At 38.2% G+C, this 12,305-nt stretch carries 19 protein-coding genes; 18 read left to right on the forward strand and 1 reads right to left on the reverse strand.

Translation table 11 applies throughout. The annotated features are described in order from the left end of the window. The first annotated feature begins 44 nt into the window (after positions 1–44). Together EL101_RS03115 and EL101_RS03120 are read left to right on the forward strand one after the other, a co-directional pair. Entirely contained in the window at positions 45–2,180 is a 2,136-nt protein-coding gene (locus EL101_RS03115; protein ID WP_096598449.1) for a DNA topoisomerase III, read from the forward strand. 120 nt (positions 2,181–2,300) lie between these two features. Further along, positions 2,301–3,635, forward strand: coding sequence for an NCS2 family permease (locus tag EL101_RS03120; protein WP_096543274.1), 1,335 nt, complete (start codon positions 2,301–2,303; stop codon positions 3,633–3,635). 722 nt (positions 3,636–4,357) lie between these two features. Here the strand turns inward: EL101_RS03120 and EL101_RS03125 are convergent. Next, on the reverse strand, positions 4,358–4,744 hold the full coding sequence (locus EL101_RS03125; protein ID WP_096555561.1) for a hypothetical protein: 387 nt from the start codon (positions 4,742–4,744) through the stop codon (positions 4,358–4,360). Positions 4,745–5,207: 463 nt separating this feature from the next. Here EL101_RS03125 and rpsJ point away from each other — a divergent pair, with 463 nt between their 5' ends. From rpsJ to rpsH, 16 genes are all read left to right on the forward strand, one after another. Then, positions 5,208–5,516 (forward strand): 30S ribosomal protein S10, encoded by a 309-nt coding sequence (gene rpsJ / locus EL101_RS03130; RefSeq protein WP_014613211.1) that lies wholly within the window; start codon positions 5,208–5,210, stop codon positions 5,514–5,516. Positions 5,517–5,543: 27 nt separating this feature from the next. Continuing rightward, the gene (rplC, locus tag EL101_RS03135) at positions 5,544–6,203 is read left to right on the forward strand and encodes a 50S ribosomal protein L3 (protein WP_019166619.1); all 660 of its coding nucleotides are present in this window, start codon (positions 5,544–5,546) and stop codon (positions 6,201–6,203) included. Between the two features lie 26 nt (positions 6,204–6,229). Next, the gene (rplD, locus tag EL101_RS03140; RefSeq protein WP_019166620.1) at positions 6,230–6,853 is read left to right on the forward strand and encodes a 50S ribosomal protein L4; all 624 of its coding nucleotides are present in this window, start codon (positions 6,230–6,232) and stop codon (positions 6,851–6,853) included. Next, a complete protein-coding gene (gene rplW / locus EL101_RS03145; protein ID WP_014613214.1) occupies positions 6,853–7,128 on the forward strand; it encodes a 50S ribosomal protein L23 in 276 nt (91 codons plus the stop codon). The genes rplD and rplW overlap by 1 nt, the downstream gene beginning before the upstream one ends. Before the next feature lie 31 nt (positions 7,129–7,159). Continuing rightward, a complete protein-coding gene (gene rplB, locus EL101_RS03150) occupies positions 7,160–7,993 on the forward strand; it encodes a 50S ribosomal protein L2 (protein ID WP_019166621.1) in 834 nt (277 codons plus the stop codon). A 64-nt stretch (positions 7,994–8,057) separates the two neighbouring features. Continuing rightward, positions 8,058–8,336 carry a 30S ribosomal protein S19 gene (gene rpsS, locus EL101_RS03155; protein WP_014613216.1) on the forward strand — a complete coding sequence of 93 codons (279 nt, stop codon included), beginning with the start codon at positions 8,058–8,060 and terminating at the stop codon, positions 8,334–8,336. A 33-nt stretch (positions 8,337–8,369) separates the two neighbouring features. Then, complete coding sequence (rplV, locus tag EL101_RS03160) at positions 8,370–8,723, forward strand: 50S ribosomal protein L22 (protein WP_014613217.1); 354 nt, start codon at positions 8,370–8,372, stop codon at positions 8,721–8,723. A 23-nt stretch (positions 8,724–8,746) separates the two neighbouring features. Continuing rightward, complete coding sequence (gene rpsC / locus EL101_RS03165; RefSeq protein WP_014613218.1) at positions 8,747–9,400, forward strand: 30S ribosomal protein S3; 654 nt, start codon at positions 8,747–8,749, stop codon at positions 9,398–9,400. A gap of 2 nt (positions 9,401–9,402) precedes the next feature. Beyond that, a complete protein-coding gene (rplP, locus tag EL101_RS03170; RefSeq protein WP_014613219.1) occupies positions 9,403–9,837 on the forward strand; it encodes a 50S ribosomal protein L16 in 435 nt (144 codons plus the stop codon). Further along, positions 9,827–10,036, forward strand: coding sequence for a 50S ribosomal protein L29 (rpmC, locus tag EL101_RS03175; RefSeq protein WP_014613220.1), 210 nt, complete (start codon positions 9,827–9,829; stop codon positions 10,034–10,036). Before rplP ends, rpmC begins: the two co-directional genes overlap by 11 nt. Before the next feature lie 25 nt (positions 10,037–10,061). Further along, entirely contained in the window at positions 10,062–10,325 is a 264-nt protein-coding gene (rpsQ, locus tag EL101_RS03180; RefSeq protein WP_014613221.1) for a 30S ribosomal protein S17, read from the forward strand. A 28-nt stretch (positions 10,326–10,353) separates the two neighbouring features. Next, the gene (rplN, locus tag EL101_RS03185) at positions 10,354–10,722 is read left to right on the forward strand and encodes a 50S ribosomal protein L14 (protein WP_014613222.1); all 369 of its coding nucleotides are present in this window, start codon (positions 10,354–10,356) and stop codon (positions 10,720–10,722) included. 43 nt (positions 10,723–10,765) lie between these two features. Next, a complete protein-coding gene (rplX, locus tag EL101_RS03190) occupies positions 10,766–11,080 on the forward strand; it encodes a 50S ribosomal protein L24 (protein ID WP_014613223.1) in 315 nt (104 codons plus the stop codon). 25 nt (positions 11,081–11,105) lie between these two features. Next, the gene (rplE, locus tag EL101_RS03195) at positions 11,106–11,645 is read left to right on the forward strand and encodes a 50S ribosomal protein L5 (protein WP_014613224.1); all 540 of its coding nucleotides are present in this window, start codon (positions 11,106–11,108) and stop codon (positions 11,643–11,645) included. 21 nt (positions 11,646–11,666) lie between these two features. Next, positions 11,667–11,852 carry a type Z 30S ribosomal protein S14 gene (locus EL101_RS03200; protein WP_014613225.1) on the forward strand — a complete coding sequence of 62 codons (186 nt, stop codon included), beginning with the start codon at positions 11,667–11,669 and terminating at the stop codon, positions 11,850–11,852. A 30-nt stretch (positions 11,853–11,882) separates the two neighbouring features. Next, the gene (gene rpsH, locus EL101_RS03205; protein ID WP_014613226.1) at positions 11,883–12,281 is read left to right on the forward strand and encodes a 30S ribosomal protein S8; all 399 of its coding nucleotides are present in this window, start codon (positions 11,883–11,885) and stop codon (positions 12,279–12,281) included. The last annotated feature ends 24 nt before the right edge of the window (positions 12,282–12,305 follow it).

Consider the following 12,305-nt stretch of genomic DNA (forward strand, 5'->3'; position numbering starts at 1 on the left):
TGTTTTTTGATAAATAATTGGAATGAAATATGGAGGAATGAAACATGAGTAAAGCACTGATATTAGCAGAAAAGCCATCAGTGGGGCGTGATATTGCCAATGCTTTAAATGTAGGATCACGCAAAGAAGGTTATTTTGAAAACCAACAATATATCGTCACATGGGCACTCGGGCATTTAGTGACGAATGCAACACCAGAACAATACGATAAAAAGTATCAACAATGGGTGTTGGACGATTTACCGATTATACCGAAACAAATGAAATCCGTCGTAATTAGTAAGACACGAAAGCAATTCAATACAGTTCAACATTTAATGAAGCGCAGTGACGTCAAAGAATTGATTATTGCAACGGATGCTGGACGTGAAGGGGAGCTCGTTGCACGTTTAATCATTGAAAAAGCGCATGTGAAAAAGCCAATTAAACGTTTATGGATCAGTTCTGTTACGTCGAAAGCAATTAAAGAAGGTTTCAAAAAGTTAAAAGATGGACGTGCGTATCAACATTTATACGAAGCGGCGTTAGCGAGAAGTGAAGCGGACTGGATTGTAGGGATTAACGCCACACGAGCATTGACGACGAAATATGATGCACAATTATCACTTGGACGTGTACAAACACCAACGATTCAACTCGTAGCGATGCGTCAAGAACAAATTAAAAACTTCAAACCGCAACAGTATTACACTTTAGAAGTTGAAGTGAACGGCGTGACAATGACGTATCAACACGAGGGACGCATTTATCAGAAAGAAAAGTTAGAAGCGATTGTGAGTGCGTTGCAAAATAAGCAAGCGCAAGTGAATAACGTACATGAAAAAGAAAAAAAAGTTTATCCGCAACCGTTATTTAATTTAACTGATTTACAACAAGCGGCTTATCAAAAATATCATTTAGGTGCAAAGCAAACATTAAATACGTTGCAACAATTGTACGAACGACATAAATTAGTGACTTATCCACGTACAGATTCGAATTATTTGACGACAGATATGGTGGACACCTTGAAAGAGCGCGTACAAGCAACGATGGGGACGAATTTGATGCCGTATGCGAGAGAGATTTTAAAGCAGCCTTTAGCGAAGAAATTGTCATTTGTGAACAATCAAAAAGTTTTCGATCACCATGCGATTATTCCGACAGAAGTGCGTGCGAACGTTGCGTCATTATCGCCGAATGAGCAGAAAATTTATACGATGATTGCACAGCGCTATTTAGAAGTGTTGATGCCACCGTATCGTTATCGTGCACAACAGGTGGAAGTGAACATCGGCAAACATGTATTCACATACCAATCACAAGTTCCGGTAGAGTTAGGCTTTAAAAAGTTACAACAAGACCGTGCACAAACTGAACGGGCTGTGTCATTTAAGCAAGGCGAGACATTCGATGTAGGACGACTACACATTGTGGCGCACGAAACGACACCGCCAGCATATTTTAATGAAGGCACACTACTTAAAGCGATGGAGAGACCAGATAAGTTTTTCGACTTAAAAGATAAAAAGTCCGCACAAACGTTAAAATCGACAGGCGGGATTGGTACGGTTGCGACACGTGCAGACATTATCGATAAGTTGTTTAATATGAACGCGATCGAAAGTCATGACGGTAAAATTAAAGTCACTTCTAAAGGGAAGCAAATTTTAGACCTCGCGCCACCTGCATTAACTTCACCACGACTCACGGCTGAATGGGAAGATAAATTGATGCAAATTGAAAAAGGGCAGTACAAAGCGCACCAATTTATGCAAGAAATGAAACAGTTTACGCATGAGATTATTCATACGATTAAATCGAGTGAGCAAAAATATAAGCATGATAATTTAACGTCTGCGCAATGTCCTACGTGCGGCAAATTTATGTTAAGAGTAAACACGAAAAATGGTTCGATGCTCGTTTGCCAAGATCCATCATGTAAAACGAAGAAAGATGTGAAAACGAAAACGAATGCGCGATGTCCGCAATGTAAGAAACGTTTGACGAAATTCGGTACAGGTAAAAAAGCGACGTATCGTTGTGTCTGTGGTTATACCGAAACGCAAGAACATATGGATCAACGCTTTAAAAATAAAGGTAAAGATAAAGTATCGAAGCGAGAATTGAAGAAATATATGAAAGAAGACGAGTTGGAAAACAATCCATTTAAAGATGCATTAAAAGGACTTAACTTGTAATACACTTATAAATATCGAACGAAATATAGTTTTTAGGATATAAAGTTCGGAAAAAGTGTTGAAATTCACCCGTAATCGTATTAGACTATTGGAGTATTTCATTTAAAGGAGAAAATTAAAGTGAAAAAATATTTCCGATTTGACGAAAACCAAACGAGTTATCGTCGCGAAATTTTAGGTGGCTTAACAACGTTTCTGTCGATGGCATACATTTTGGCTGTCAATCCACAAATATTGAGTCTTGCTGGTGTTGAAGGCGTACCTGATGCACTTAAAATGGACCAAGGTGCCGTGTTCGTTGCGACAGCACTTGCTGCATTTGTCGGCTGTTTATTTATGGGCTTGATAGCGAGATATCCTATCGCACTCGCACCGGGTATGGGATTGAATGCATTTTTCGCATTTACAGTCGTATTAACAATGGGGATTCCATGGCAAACAGGCTTAACAGGGGTCTTCTTCTCAGGATTAATCTTCTCGATATTGACCGTTACAGGTTTGAGAGAAACAATCATTAACGCAATTCCATTTGAAATGAAAATGGCTGTTTCAGCGGGGATAGGTTTATTTATTACTTTTGTCGGTTTACAAGGTTCAGGGATTATTAAAAATGAAGAAGCGACACTTGTAACTTTAGGAAAAATTACAGATCCCGGTGTATTATTAGCCGTGTTCGGTATTATCATTACAGTCGTGTTATACGCCAAGAAAATTCCAGGCGCTATCTTTATTGGGATGGTCGCAACGTCAATTGTTGGTTTACTGACACAACAAATTGCACCGCCAAACGCGATTATAGGTAAAGTGCCAAGTATCGCACCGACATTTGGTGCTGCGTTTGAATCATTCCAAGATCCGTCACAACTATTTACGATTCAGTTTTTGATCGTCATTTTAACATTTTTATTCATCGACTTCTTCGATACAGCTGGGACAATTGTTGCGGTTGCATCTCAAGCAGGCATGATGAAAGACAACAAGTTACCGCGTGCAGGACGTGCGTTGTTCTCAGACTCATTAGCGACAATGGTGGGGGCAGTCTTTGGTACCACAACGACGACATCTTACATTGAATCAACTTCAGGTGTGGCAGTTGGCGCACGTACAGGTTTTGCTAGTATTGTGACAGGGATCTGTTTCTTACTCGCATTATTCTTCAATCCATTAATGGCAGTGGTTACGCCAGCAGTAACGACACCAGCACTTGTCGTTGTCGGTGTTTTAATGGCTTCGAATTTAGCGGAAATCAGCTGGAAACGTTTTGAAGTGGCAGTACCAGCATTTATCACGATTATTATGATGCCACTTTCATACTCAATTGCAACAGGGATTGCGTGTGGCTTTATTTTCTATCCGATTACAATGGTCTTAACAAAACGTCATAAAGAAGTGCATCCGATTATGTACGGTTTAATGGTAATCTTTATTTTATATTTCGCATTTGTACATGGTTAAAATCACTTTAATGAAGCTCGAGTAGTGTGTCATGCACTATTCGGGTTTTTATTTGGTTGAAGCCAATTGAGATAGATGATTCAAGCGAAAGAAGGAAGACATAGAAAATTTTAATCATCAAACCATTCATAGATTTATGATTTATTAATAAATTTAAAACGGTAGCAAAATAAGGGGATGGGATACAAAAAATTGATGCTATTGTTTTCTTGATTTCATAAACTTGCCCCTAAAATGTTTACTGTAAGATTGCCCAGAAGGCTGAGACTCCTGTGGGAATGCGTGCATATTGCTGACAGTCGTTTCTTCACTTTAATAGTGGTTGCTGTTTATCGCAGTAGCTGTCTGACTTCTCAATGCACATGCTTTTGAGAAGTCTAGTCAGCCTTGCGGGGGTAGTACGACGAAATCTTTGTTACACATGAGATTTCTGTACTGCTCCCAAAATCCACAATGAATGGGTGCGCTGGGAATCAATAAACGGTGTTCCAAAAGCAGGATTTTCGACAGAACTCCCGCGATTTCGGCAAAATTTGGAAATCAATTTTGCTCATCGCTCGGTTCTGCTCAAATCCTAAGCGCTTTTGTCACAACCTCCCTTCAGCCCCTAAGAACGCGAAGCCATGAAGGCAATCTAAAGCCACAAATCATAGGGAGGGCAAGTTTAACAAAAATATTGCATCAATAGCATCAAATTTTTTGTCCAATCTCTATGAAACAATTTAATAACGTTTATGATCACGTTCAGAATGCGTATAACGTGTATATGATGCTTTAAGATAAACTGGGGTTACAAATAAAACGATCAATAAGAAAATCATTAATACGAACATAATCCAATGCAAAATCATACCTACGAAAGGAACCACCGCAAGCGCACTCGCAATGATACCGCCAGCAGGGATGAGCAGCATAGGGCGAATCGTATTTTGGCGATCGAAAATAAAGATAAGCACCATAATTAAATAGATAAAAGCATTAAATGCGAGTGGTTGCCAACCTAATGCAAGGACATACCAACCGCCTAAAAAGGGAAAGCCAGCAATGAACTCAGAAACAAGTGCAATAATAGATAATATGACTAAAGCTGTTTTAGAATTTCTCGTCAAAATAAGCAACTCCTTAATAATTTGATCAAACGCCTAAATCGACGCTTGCTATGTGGGATACATTGTGATCATACTACACTATATAATATAGAAAGCTTTAATACAGTACCTCAACTTTTTGTCAGTAAATCATATCAAAATGAAGAAAAAAGATTTACCATTATTATAATTGTTTAAATGATAAGAAACAAAATGTAAGATTAAATTTGAAAAAATCTCTCTAAGCTATTGAACTTAAAGCGTATATCAAGTAAAATGATGGGGTATGTGAATTAGACATAAAAAACTTTGTATAAATAGTTGCAAGGTTAAAACATTTCATGTATCATGTCTAATGTTGGACTTTTAATGCGATGAAGCGAAAGGTTACTGACACACCCGGCCGCTTTGCCATGGCGTTGTGTGAGATAGTTTTCGTGGAGAAGTCTATCACTTTAATGAAGACGAATAAGGAGGGTAAATCATGGCAAAACAAAAAATCAGAATTAGATTAAAAGCTTATGATCACCGTGTTATCGATCAATCAGCAGAAAAAATTGTTGAAACTGCAAAACGTTCTGGAGCGGATGTTTCTGGTCCAATTCCATTACCAACTGAAAAAGCAGTTTACACAATCATTCGTGCGGTTCATAAGTACAAAGATTCTCGTGAGCAATTCGAACAACGTACACATAAACGTTTAATCGACATTGTAAATCCTACGCCAAAAACAGTTGACGCACTTATGGGCTTAAACTTACCATCAGGTGTAGACATCGAAATTAAATTATAATAGAAAATTTTAGGAGGTGGACTTTCGATGACCAAAGGAATCTTAGGAAGAAAAATCGGGATGACTCAAGTGTTCGGTGAGAATGGTGAATTAATCCCAGTTACAGTAGTAGAAGCTAAAGAAAATGTAGTATTACAAAAGAAAACTGTAGAGGTTGACGGTTACAACGCAATCCAAATCGGTTTTGAAAACAAAGAAGCATACAAAAAAGGTAGAAAAACTAATAAATATGCGACTAAAGCAGCTGAAGGTCACGCTAAAAAGGCTGACACAGCACCTAAGCGCTTCATTCGTGAATTCAGAAACGTTAATGTTGATGATTACGAAGTAGGTCAAGAAGTCTCAGTAGATACATTTGAAGTTGGCGACATTATTGACGTAACAGGAACTTCAAAAGGTAAAGGTTTCCAAGGTGCAATCAAACGTCATAACCAATCACGTGGACCTATGTCTCACGGTTCTCATTTCCACAGAGCACCAGGTTCAATCGGGATGGCATCAGATGCATCACGCGTATTCAAAGGGCAAAAATTACCAGGTCGTATGGGTGGTAATACAGTAACTGTTCAAAACTTAGAAGTTGTTCAAGTTGATACGGAAAACAACGTAATTTTAGTTAAAGGTAATGTGCCTGGACCTAAAAAAGGTTTTGTACAAATCCAATCAGCAATTAAAGCTAACAAATAATTAGTAGCGAAAGGAGGAAATGCATAATGGCAAATTATGATGTATATAAAGTTGACGGTTCAAAAGCTGGTACAGTAGAACTTAGCGATTCAGTATTCGGAATTGAACCAAATAATAATGTTTTATTCGAAGCAATTAACTTACAACGTGCTTCATTACGCCAAGGTACACACGCGGTAAAAAACCGTTCAGCTGTTCGTGGCGGTGGACGTAAACCATGGAGACAAAAAGGTACAGGACGTGCGCGTCAAGGTACAATCCGTGCTCCACAATGGCGCGGTGGTGGTATCGTATTCGGTCCAACACCAAGAAGCTACGGCTACAAAATGCCTAAGAAAATGCGTCGTTTAGCATTACGTTCGGCACTTTCTTACAAAGTACAAGAAAATGAATTCAAAATTGTGGATAGCTTTAACTTAGAAGCACCAAAAACAAAAGAATTCAAAACAACTTTAACAAACTTAGAATTACCTAAAAAAGTGTTAGTTGTAACAGTTGGAGAAGATGTAAATGTTGAATTATCAGCACGTAACATTCCAGGTGTAACAATCACAACACCAGAAGGTTTAAACGTATTAGAGTTAACTCACGCAGACAGCGTATTAATCACTCAAGAAGCAGCTAAAAAAGTTGAGGAGGTGCTCGGATAATGGAAGCTAGAGACATTCTAAAGCGCCCCGTAATCACTGAGAAATCATCTGCAGCTATGGCTGAAGATAAATACACTTTTGATGTAGACGTACGTGCTAACAAAACAGAAGTGAAAAAAGCAGTAGAAGAAATCTTTGAAGTAAAAGTTGCTAATGTCAACATTATCAACTACAAACCAAAGAAAAAACGTATGGGCCGTTACCAAGGCTATACAAACAAACGCCGTAAAGCGATTGTGACATTAAAAGAAGGTCAAATCGACTTATTTAACTAAAAATCAAATACCAATAAGGAGGTAAGCGACAATGGCTCTTAAACATTACAAGCCAATTACAAATGGTCGTCGTAATATGACTACATTAGATTTTGCTGAGATCACAAAATCTGAGCCTGAAAAGTCATTATTACAACCGCTACCGAAAAAAGCGGGTCGTAATAACCAAGGTAAATTGACTGTACGTCACCATGGTGGCGGACACAAACGTCAATACCGTGTTATTGATTTCAAACGTAATAAAGATGGAATTCCTGGTAAAGTGGATTCAATCCAATATGATCCAAACAGATCAGCAAACATTGCTTTAATCGTATATGCAGATGGTGAAAAACGCTACATCATCGCACCTAAAGGTTTAGAAGTAGGTCAAATTATTGAAAGTGGTTCTGACGCAGACATTAAAGTCGGAAATGCACTTCCATTAAAAGACATTCCTGTAGGTTCAGTTATTCATAACATTGAATTAAAACCTGGTCGTGGCGGACAACTTGCACGTTCAGCTGGTGCTAGCGCGCAAGTATTAGGTAAAGAAGGTAAATATGTACTTGTAAGACTTCGTTCTGGTGAAGTACGTATGATTCTTTCAACTTGCCGTGCTACTATTGGTCAAGTTGGTAACTTACAACACGAACTTGTTAACATTGGTAAAGCGGGTAAATCTAGATGGTTAGGTAAACGCCCAACAGTCCGTGGTTCTGTAATGAACCCTAATGATCACCCACACGGTGGTGGTGAAGGTCGTGCGCCAATCGGACGTCCATCTCCAATGTCACCATGGGGTAAACCAACGCTTGGTAAGAAAACTCGTCGTGGTAAAAAACGTTCAGATAAACTTATCGTACGTGGACGCAAGAGAAAATAAAAATAGCTTATTTGGGTGTGCGGCGTAATCGCTGCACGCACATAATAAGAAAGGAGGCGCCAATATGGCTCGTAGTATTAAAAAGGGACCTTTCGTCGATGATCACTTAATGAAAAAGGTTGAGGCTCAAGGCGATAGCGAGAAAAAGCAAGTAATTAAAACATGGTCACGTCGTTCAACGATTTTTCCAAACTTTATTGGACACACATTCGCAGTATACGACGGACGTAAACATGTACCTGTATATGTAACTGAAGATATGGTTGGACACAAATTAGGTGAATTTGCTCCAACACGTACTTTCAAAGGACATGCTGCAGACGACAAGAAAACAAGAAGATAATACCATTTCTAGTAAGTAGAGGAGGAAATACGAATGGAAGCAAAAGCGGTTGCTAGAACTATCAGAATCGCACCTCGTAAAGTTCGATTAGTATTGGATCTCATTCGAGGTAAAGACGTAAGAGAAGCAGTAGCTATTTTGAAATTAACAAATAAAGCTTCTTCTCCAGTAGTAGAAAAATTATTAATGTCCGCTTTAGCTAATGCAGAGCACAACTATGGTATGAACACTGATCAATTAGTTGTTAAAGAAGCATATGCTAACGAAGGACCAACATTGAAACGTTTCCGTCCACGTGCACAAGGACGTGCAAGCGCAATTAACAAAAGAACAAGTCATATCACTATCGTAGTAAGTGATGGACAAGAGGAAGCTCAAGAAGCTTAATCAAATTTTAAGGAGGGAATACCGTGGGTCAAAAAATTAATCCAATCGGACTTCGTGTTGGTGTAATCCGTGACTGGGACGCGAAATGGTACGCTGAAAAAGATTTCGCATCACTTTTACATGAAGACTTAAAAATTCGTAAATTTATTGATAAAGCATTGAAAGACGCATCAGTATCTCACGTTGAGATTGAGCGTGCTGCTAACCGCATCAACATTGCTATTCACACTGGTAAACCAGGTATGGTAATTGGTAAAGGCGGTTCAGAAATCGAAAAACTTCGCAACAAATTAAATCAACTTACTGACAAAAAAGTTCACATTAACGTAGTTGAAATTAAGAAAGTTGACCTTGATGCACGTTTAGTTGCTGAAAACATTGCACGTCAATTAGAAAACCGTGCTTCATTCCGTCGTGTTCAAAAACAAGCGATCGGCAGAGCAATGAAATTAGGTGCTAAAGGTATCAAAACACAAGTTTCAGGTCGTTTAGGCGGTGCAGACATCGCGCGTGCTGAACAATATTCAGAAGGAACTGTACCACTTCATACTTTACGTGCAGACATCGATTATGCACATGCAGAAGCTGACACAACTTATGGTAAGTTAGGTGTTAAAGTATGGATCTATCGTGGTGAAGTTCTTCCTACTAAGAAAAATAGTGAAGGAGGAAAATAATTATGTTACTACCAAAGCGTGTAAAATATCGTCGTCAACATCGTCCTGATACAAAAGGTCGTTCAAAAGGCGGTAACTTTGTAACATTTGGTGAGTATGGTATTCAAGCTACAACAACATCTTGGATTACTTCTCGTCAAATTGAATCAGCTCGTATAGCTATGACACGTTACATGAAACGTGGCGGGAAAGTTTGGATTAAAATCTTCCCTCACACACCATACACACAAAAACCTTTAGAAGTACGTATGGGTGCTGGTAAAGGTGCGGTTGAAGGCTGGATTGCAGTTGTTAAACCAGGTCGTATTTTATTTGAAGTTGCTGGCGTATCTGAAGAAGTTGCGCGTGAAGCATTACGTTTAGCGAGCCACAAACTTCCAGTTAAAACGAAGTTTGTAAAACGTGAAGAATTGGGTGGTGAAACAAATGAAAGCTAAGGAAATTAGAGACTTAACCACTTCAGAAATCGAAGAGCAAATCAAATCTTCAAAAGAAGAGCTTTTTAACCTACGCTTTCAATTAGCTACAGGTCAATTAGAAGAGACTGCAAGAATCAAAACAGTTAGAAAAACAATTGCACGTCTAAAAACTGTTGCACGTGAAAGAGAATTAGAACAAGGTAAAGCAAATCAATAATTGATTGAAAGAGGAGGTTACTAAAGTGAGCGAAAGAAATGATCGTAAAGTTTACGTTGGTAAAGTTGTTTCAGACAAAATGGACAAAACAGTGACTGTTTTAGTTGAAACTTACAAAACGCACAAACTATATGGCAAACGTGTAAAATACTCTAAAAAGTATAAAGCACATGACGAAAACAATTCAGCTAAATTCGGAGATATCGTTAAAATTCAAGAAACTCGTCCTTTATCAGCGACAAAACGTTTCCGTTTAGTAGAAATCGTCGAAGAATCAGTAATCATTTAATGACTATAAAGATAAGGGAGGTTTAATCATGATCCAACAAGAAACACGTTTAAAAGTAGCAGACAACTCTGGTGCTCGTGAAGTACTTACAATCAAAGTATTAGGTGGATCTGGCCGCAAAACTGCTAACATCGGCGACGTCATCGTAGCAACTGTTAAAAATGCTACACCTGGAGGCGTTGTTAAGAAAGGCGATGTTGTTAAGGCTGTCGTTGTACGTACGAAATCAGGTGTACGTCGTAAAGATGGTTCTTACATCAAATTTGATGAAAATGCATGTGTTATCATTCGTGATGACAAAGGACCACGTGGTACACGTATCTTCGGACCAGTAGCACGTGAATTACGTGAAGGAAACTTTATGAAAATCGTTTCCTTAGCACCAGAAGTACTTTAATCGATCGTAAATCATAAATAATAAATTCCAAGGAGGTGCCCACATGCATATCAAAAAAGGTGACAACGTAATCGTTATCGCAGGTAAAGACAAAGGTAAAACAGGTAAAGTTGTAGCAACTCAACCTAAAAAAGACCGCGTCGTTGTGGAAGGTGTGAACATCGTTAAAAAACACCAAAAACCAACTCAAATGAATCCTGAAGGTGGAATCTTAGAAACAGAAGCAGCAATTCATGTTTCTAACGTACAAATATTAGACCCTAAAACAAACGAACCTACACGTGTAGGCTACAAATTTGTTGATGGTAAAAAAGTAAGAATCGCTAAAAAATCAGGCGAAGAAATTAAGTCTAATTAATATCTAGTTGAAAGGAGGATCCACTTTGAACCGTTTAAAAGAAAAATTTAATTCAGAAGTTACACAAAACTTAGTTAAAAAGTTTAACTACAGCTCAGTAATGGAAGTACCTAGAATCGATAAAATTGTTGTGAACATGGGTGTAGGTGACGCAGTACAAAACTCAAAAGTGTTAGATAACGCTGTTGAAGAATTAACTGCAATCACTGGTCAAAAACCATTAATCACTAAAGCGAAAAAATCAGTTGCGACATTCCGTTTACGTGAAGGTATGCCAATTGGTGCTAAAGTAACATTACGTGGCGAAAGAATGTACGAATTCTTAGATAAATTAATCTCAGTTTCATTACCACGTGTACGTGACTTCCGCGGTGTATCTAAAAATGCATTCGACGGTCGCGGTAACTACACATTAGGTGTTAAAGAACAATTAATCTTCCCTGAGATTGACTATGATAAAGTATCAAAAGTACGTGGTATGGATATCGTTATCGTTACTACTGCAAACACAGATGAAGAAGCGCGTGAATTATTAACACAATTCGGTATGCCGTTTCAAAAATAATCTCTAAAGGAGGCGAATTAAGTGGCTAAAAAATCAATGGTTGTTAAGCAACAACGTAAACAAAAATTCCAAGTCCGTGAATATACACGTTGCGATCGTTGTGGTCGTCCACATTCTGTATATCGTAAATTTAAACTTTGCCGTATTTGTTTCCGTGAATTAGCTTACAAAGGTCAAATTCCTGGCGTACGTAAAGCTAGCTGGTAAAAATTTAACTCTTGAAAGGAGGCAACAACTATGACATTGTCAGATCCAATTGCAGATATGCTTACTCGTGTAAGAAACGCAAACATGGTGCGTCACGAAAAATTAGAATTACCTGCATCAAACATTAAAAAAGAAATTGCTGAAATCCTTAAAAATGAAGGTTTCATCAAAAATGTAGAATATATCGAAGATGATAAACAAGGTGTTATTCGTCTATTCTTAAAATATGGTTCAAATAACGAACGTGTTATTACTGGTCTTAAACGTATTTCAAAACCTGGTTTACGTGTTTATGCTAAAGCAAATGAAGTGCCTAAAGTATTAAACGGTTTAGGTATTGCATTAGTTTCAACTTCTGAAGGTGTAATCACTGATAAAGAAGCTAGAAAACGTAACGTAGGCGGAGAAGTATTAGCTTACATTTGGTAATATTAAAAAATAAGGAGGTGCCAG

It is taken from the genome of Staphylococcus delphini, from assembly GCF_900636325.1.
Taxonomy (GTDB): Bacteria; Bacillota; Bacilli; order Staphylococcales; family Staphylococcaceae; genus Staphylococcus; species Staphylococcus delphini.

What these genes read in the sequence shown, in the direction of transcription:
- rpmC (WP_014613220.1), top strand. Translation starts at nt 9,827, where the DNA reads ATGAAAGCTAAGGAAATTAGAGACTTAACCACTTCAGAAATCGAAGAG.
- rpsH (WP_014613226.1), top strand. Translation starts at nt 11,883, where the DNA reads ATGACATTGTCAGATCCAATTGCAGATATGCTTACTCGTGTAAGAAAC.
- rplB (WP_019166621.1), top strand. Translation starts at nt 7,160, where the DNA reads ATGGCTCTTAAACATTACAAGCCAATTACAAATGGTCGTCGTAATATG.
- EL101_RS03115 (WP_096598449.1), top strand. Translation starts at nt 45, where the DNA reads ATGAGTAAAGCACTGATATTAGCAGAAAAGCCATCAGTGGGGCGTGAT.
- rpsJ (WP_014613211.1), top strand. Translation starts at nt 5,208, where the DNA reads ATGGCAAAACAAAAAATCAGAATTAGATTAAAAGCTTATGATCACCGT.
- rplW (WP_014613214.1), top strand. Translation starts at nt 6,853, where the DNA reads ATGGAAGCTAGAGACATTCTAAAGCGCCCCGTAATCACTGAGAAATCA.
- rplX (WP_014613223.1), top strand. Translation starts at nt 10,766, where the DNA reads ATGCATATCAAAAAAGGTGACAACGTAATCGTTATCGCAGGTAAAGAC.
- rplD (WP_019166620.1), top strand. Translation starts at nt 6,230, where the DNA reads ATGGCAAATTATGATGTATATAAAGTTGACGGTTCAAAAGCTGGTACA.
- rplN (WP_014613222.1), top strand. Translation starts at nt 10,354, where the DNA reads ATGATCCAACAAGAAACACGTTTAAAAGTAGCAGACAACTCTGGTGCT.
- rplP (WP_014613219.1), top strand. Translation starts at nt 9,403, where the DNA reads ATGTTACTACCAAAGCGTGTAAAATATCGTCGTCAACATCGTCCTGAT.
- rplV (WP_014613217.1), top strand. Translation starts at nt 8,370, where the DNA reads ATGGAAGCAAAAGCGGTTGCTAGAACTATCAGAATCGCACCTCGTAAA.
- rpsS (WP_014613216.1), top strand. Translation starts at nt 8,058, where the DNA reads ATGGCTCGTAGTATTAAAAAGGGACCTTTCGTCGATGATCACTTAATG.
- rplC (WP_019166619.1), top strand. Translation starts at nt 5,544, where the DNA reads ATGACCAAAGGAATCTTAGGAAGAAAAATCGGGATGACTCAAGTGTTC.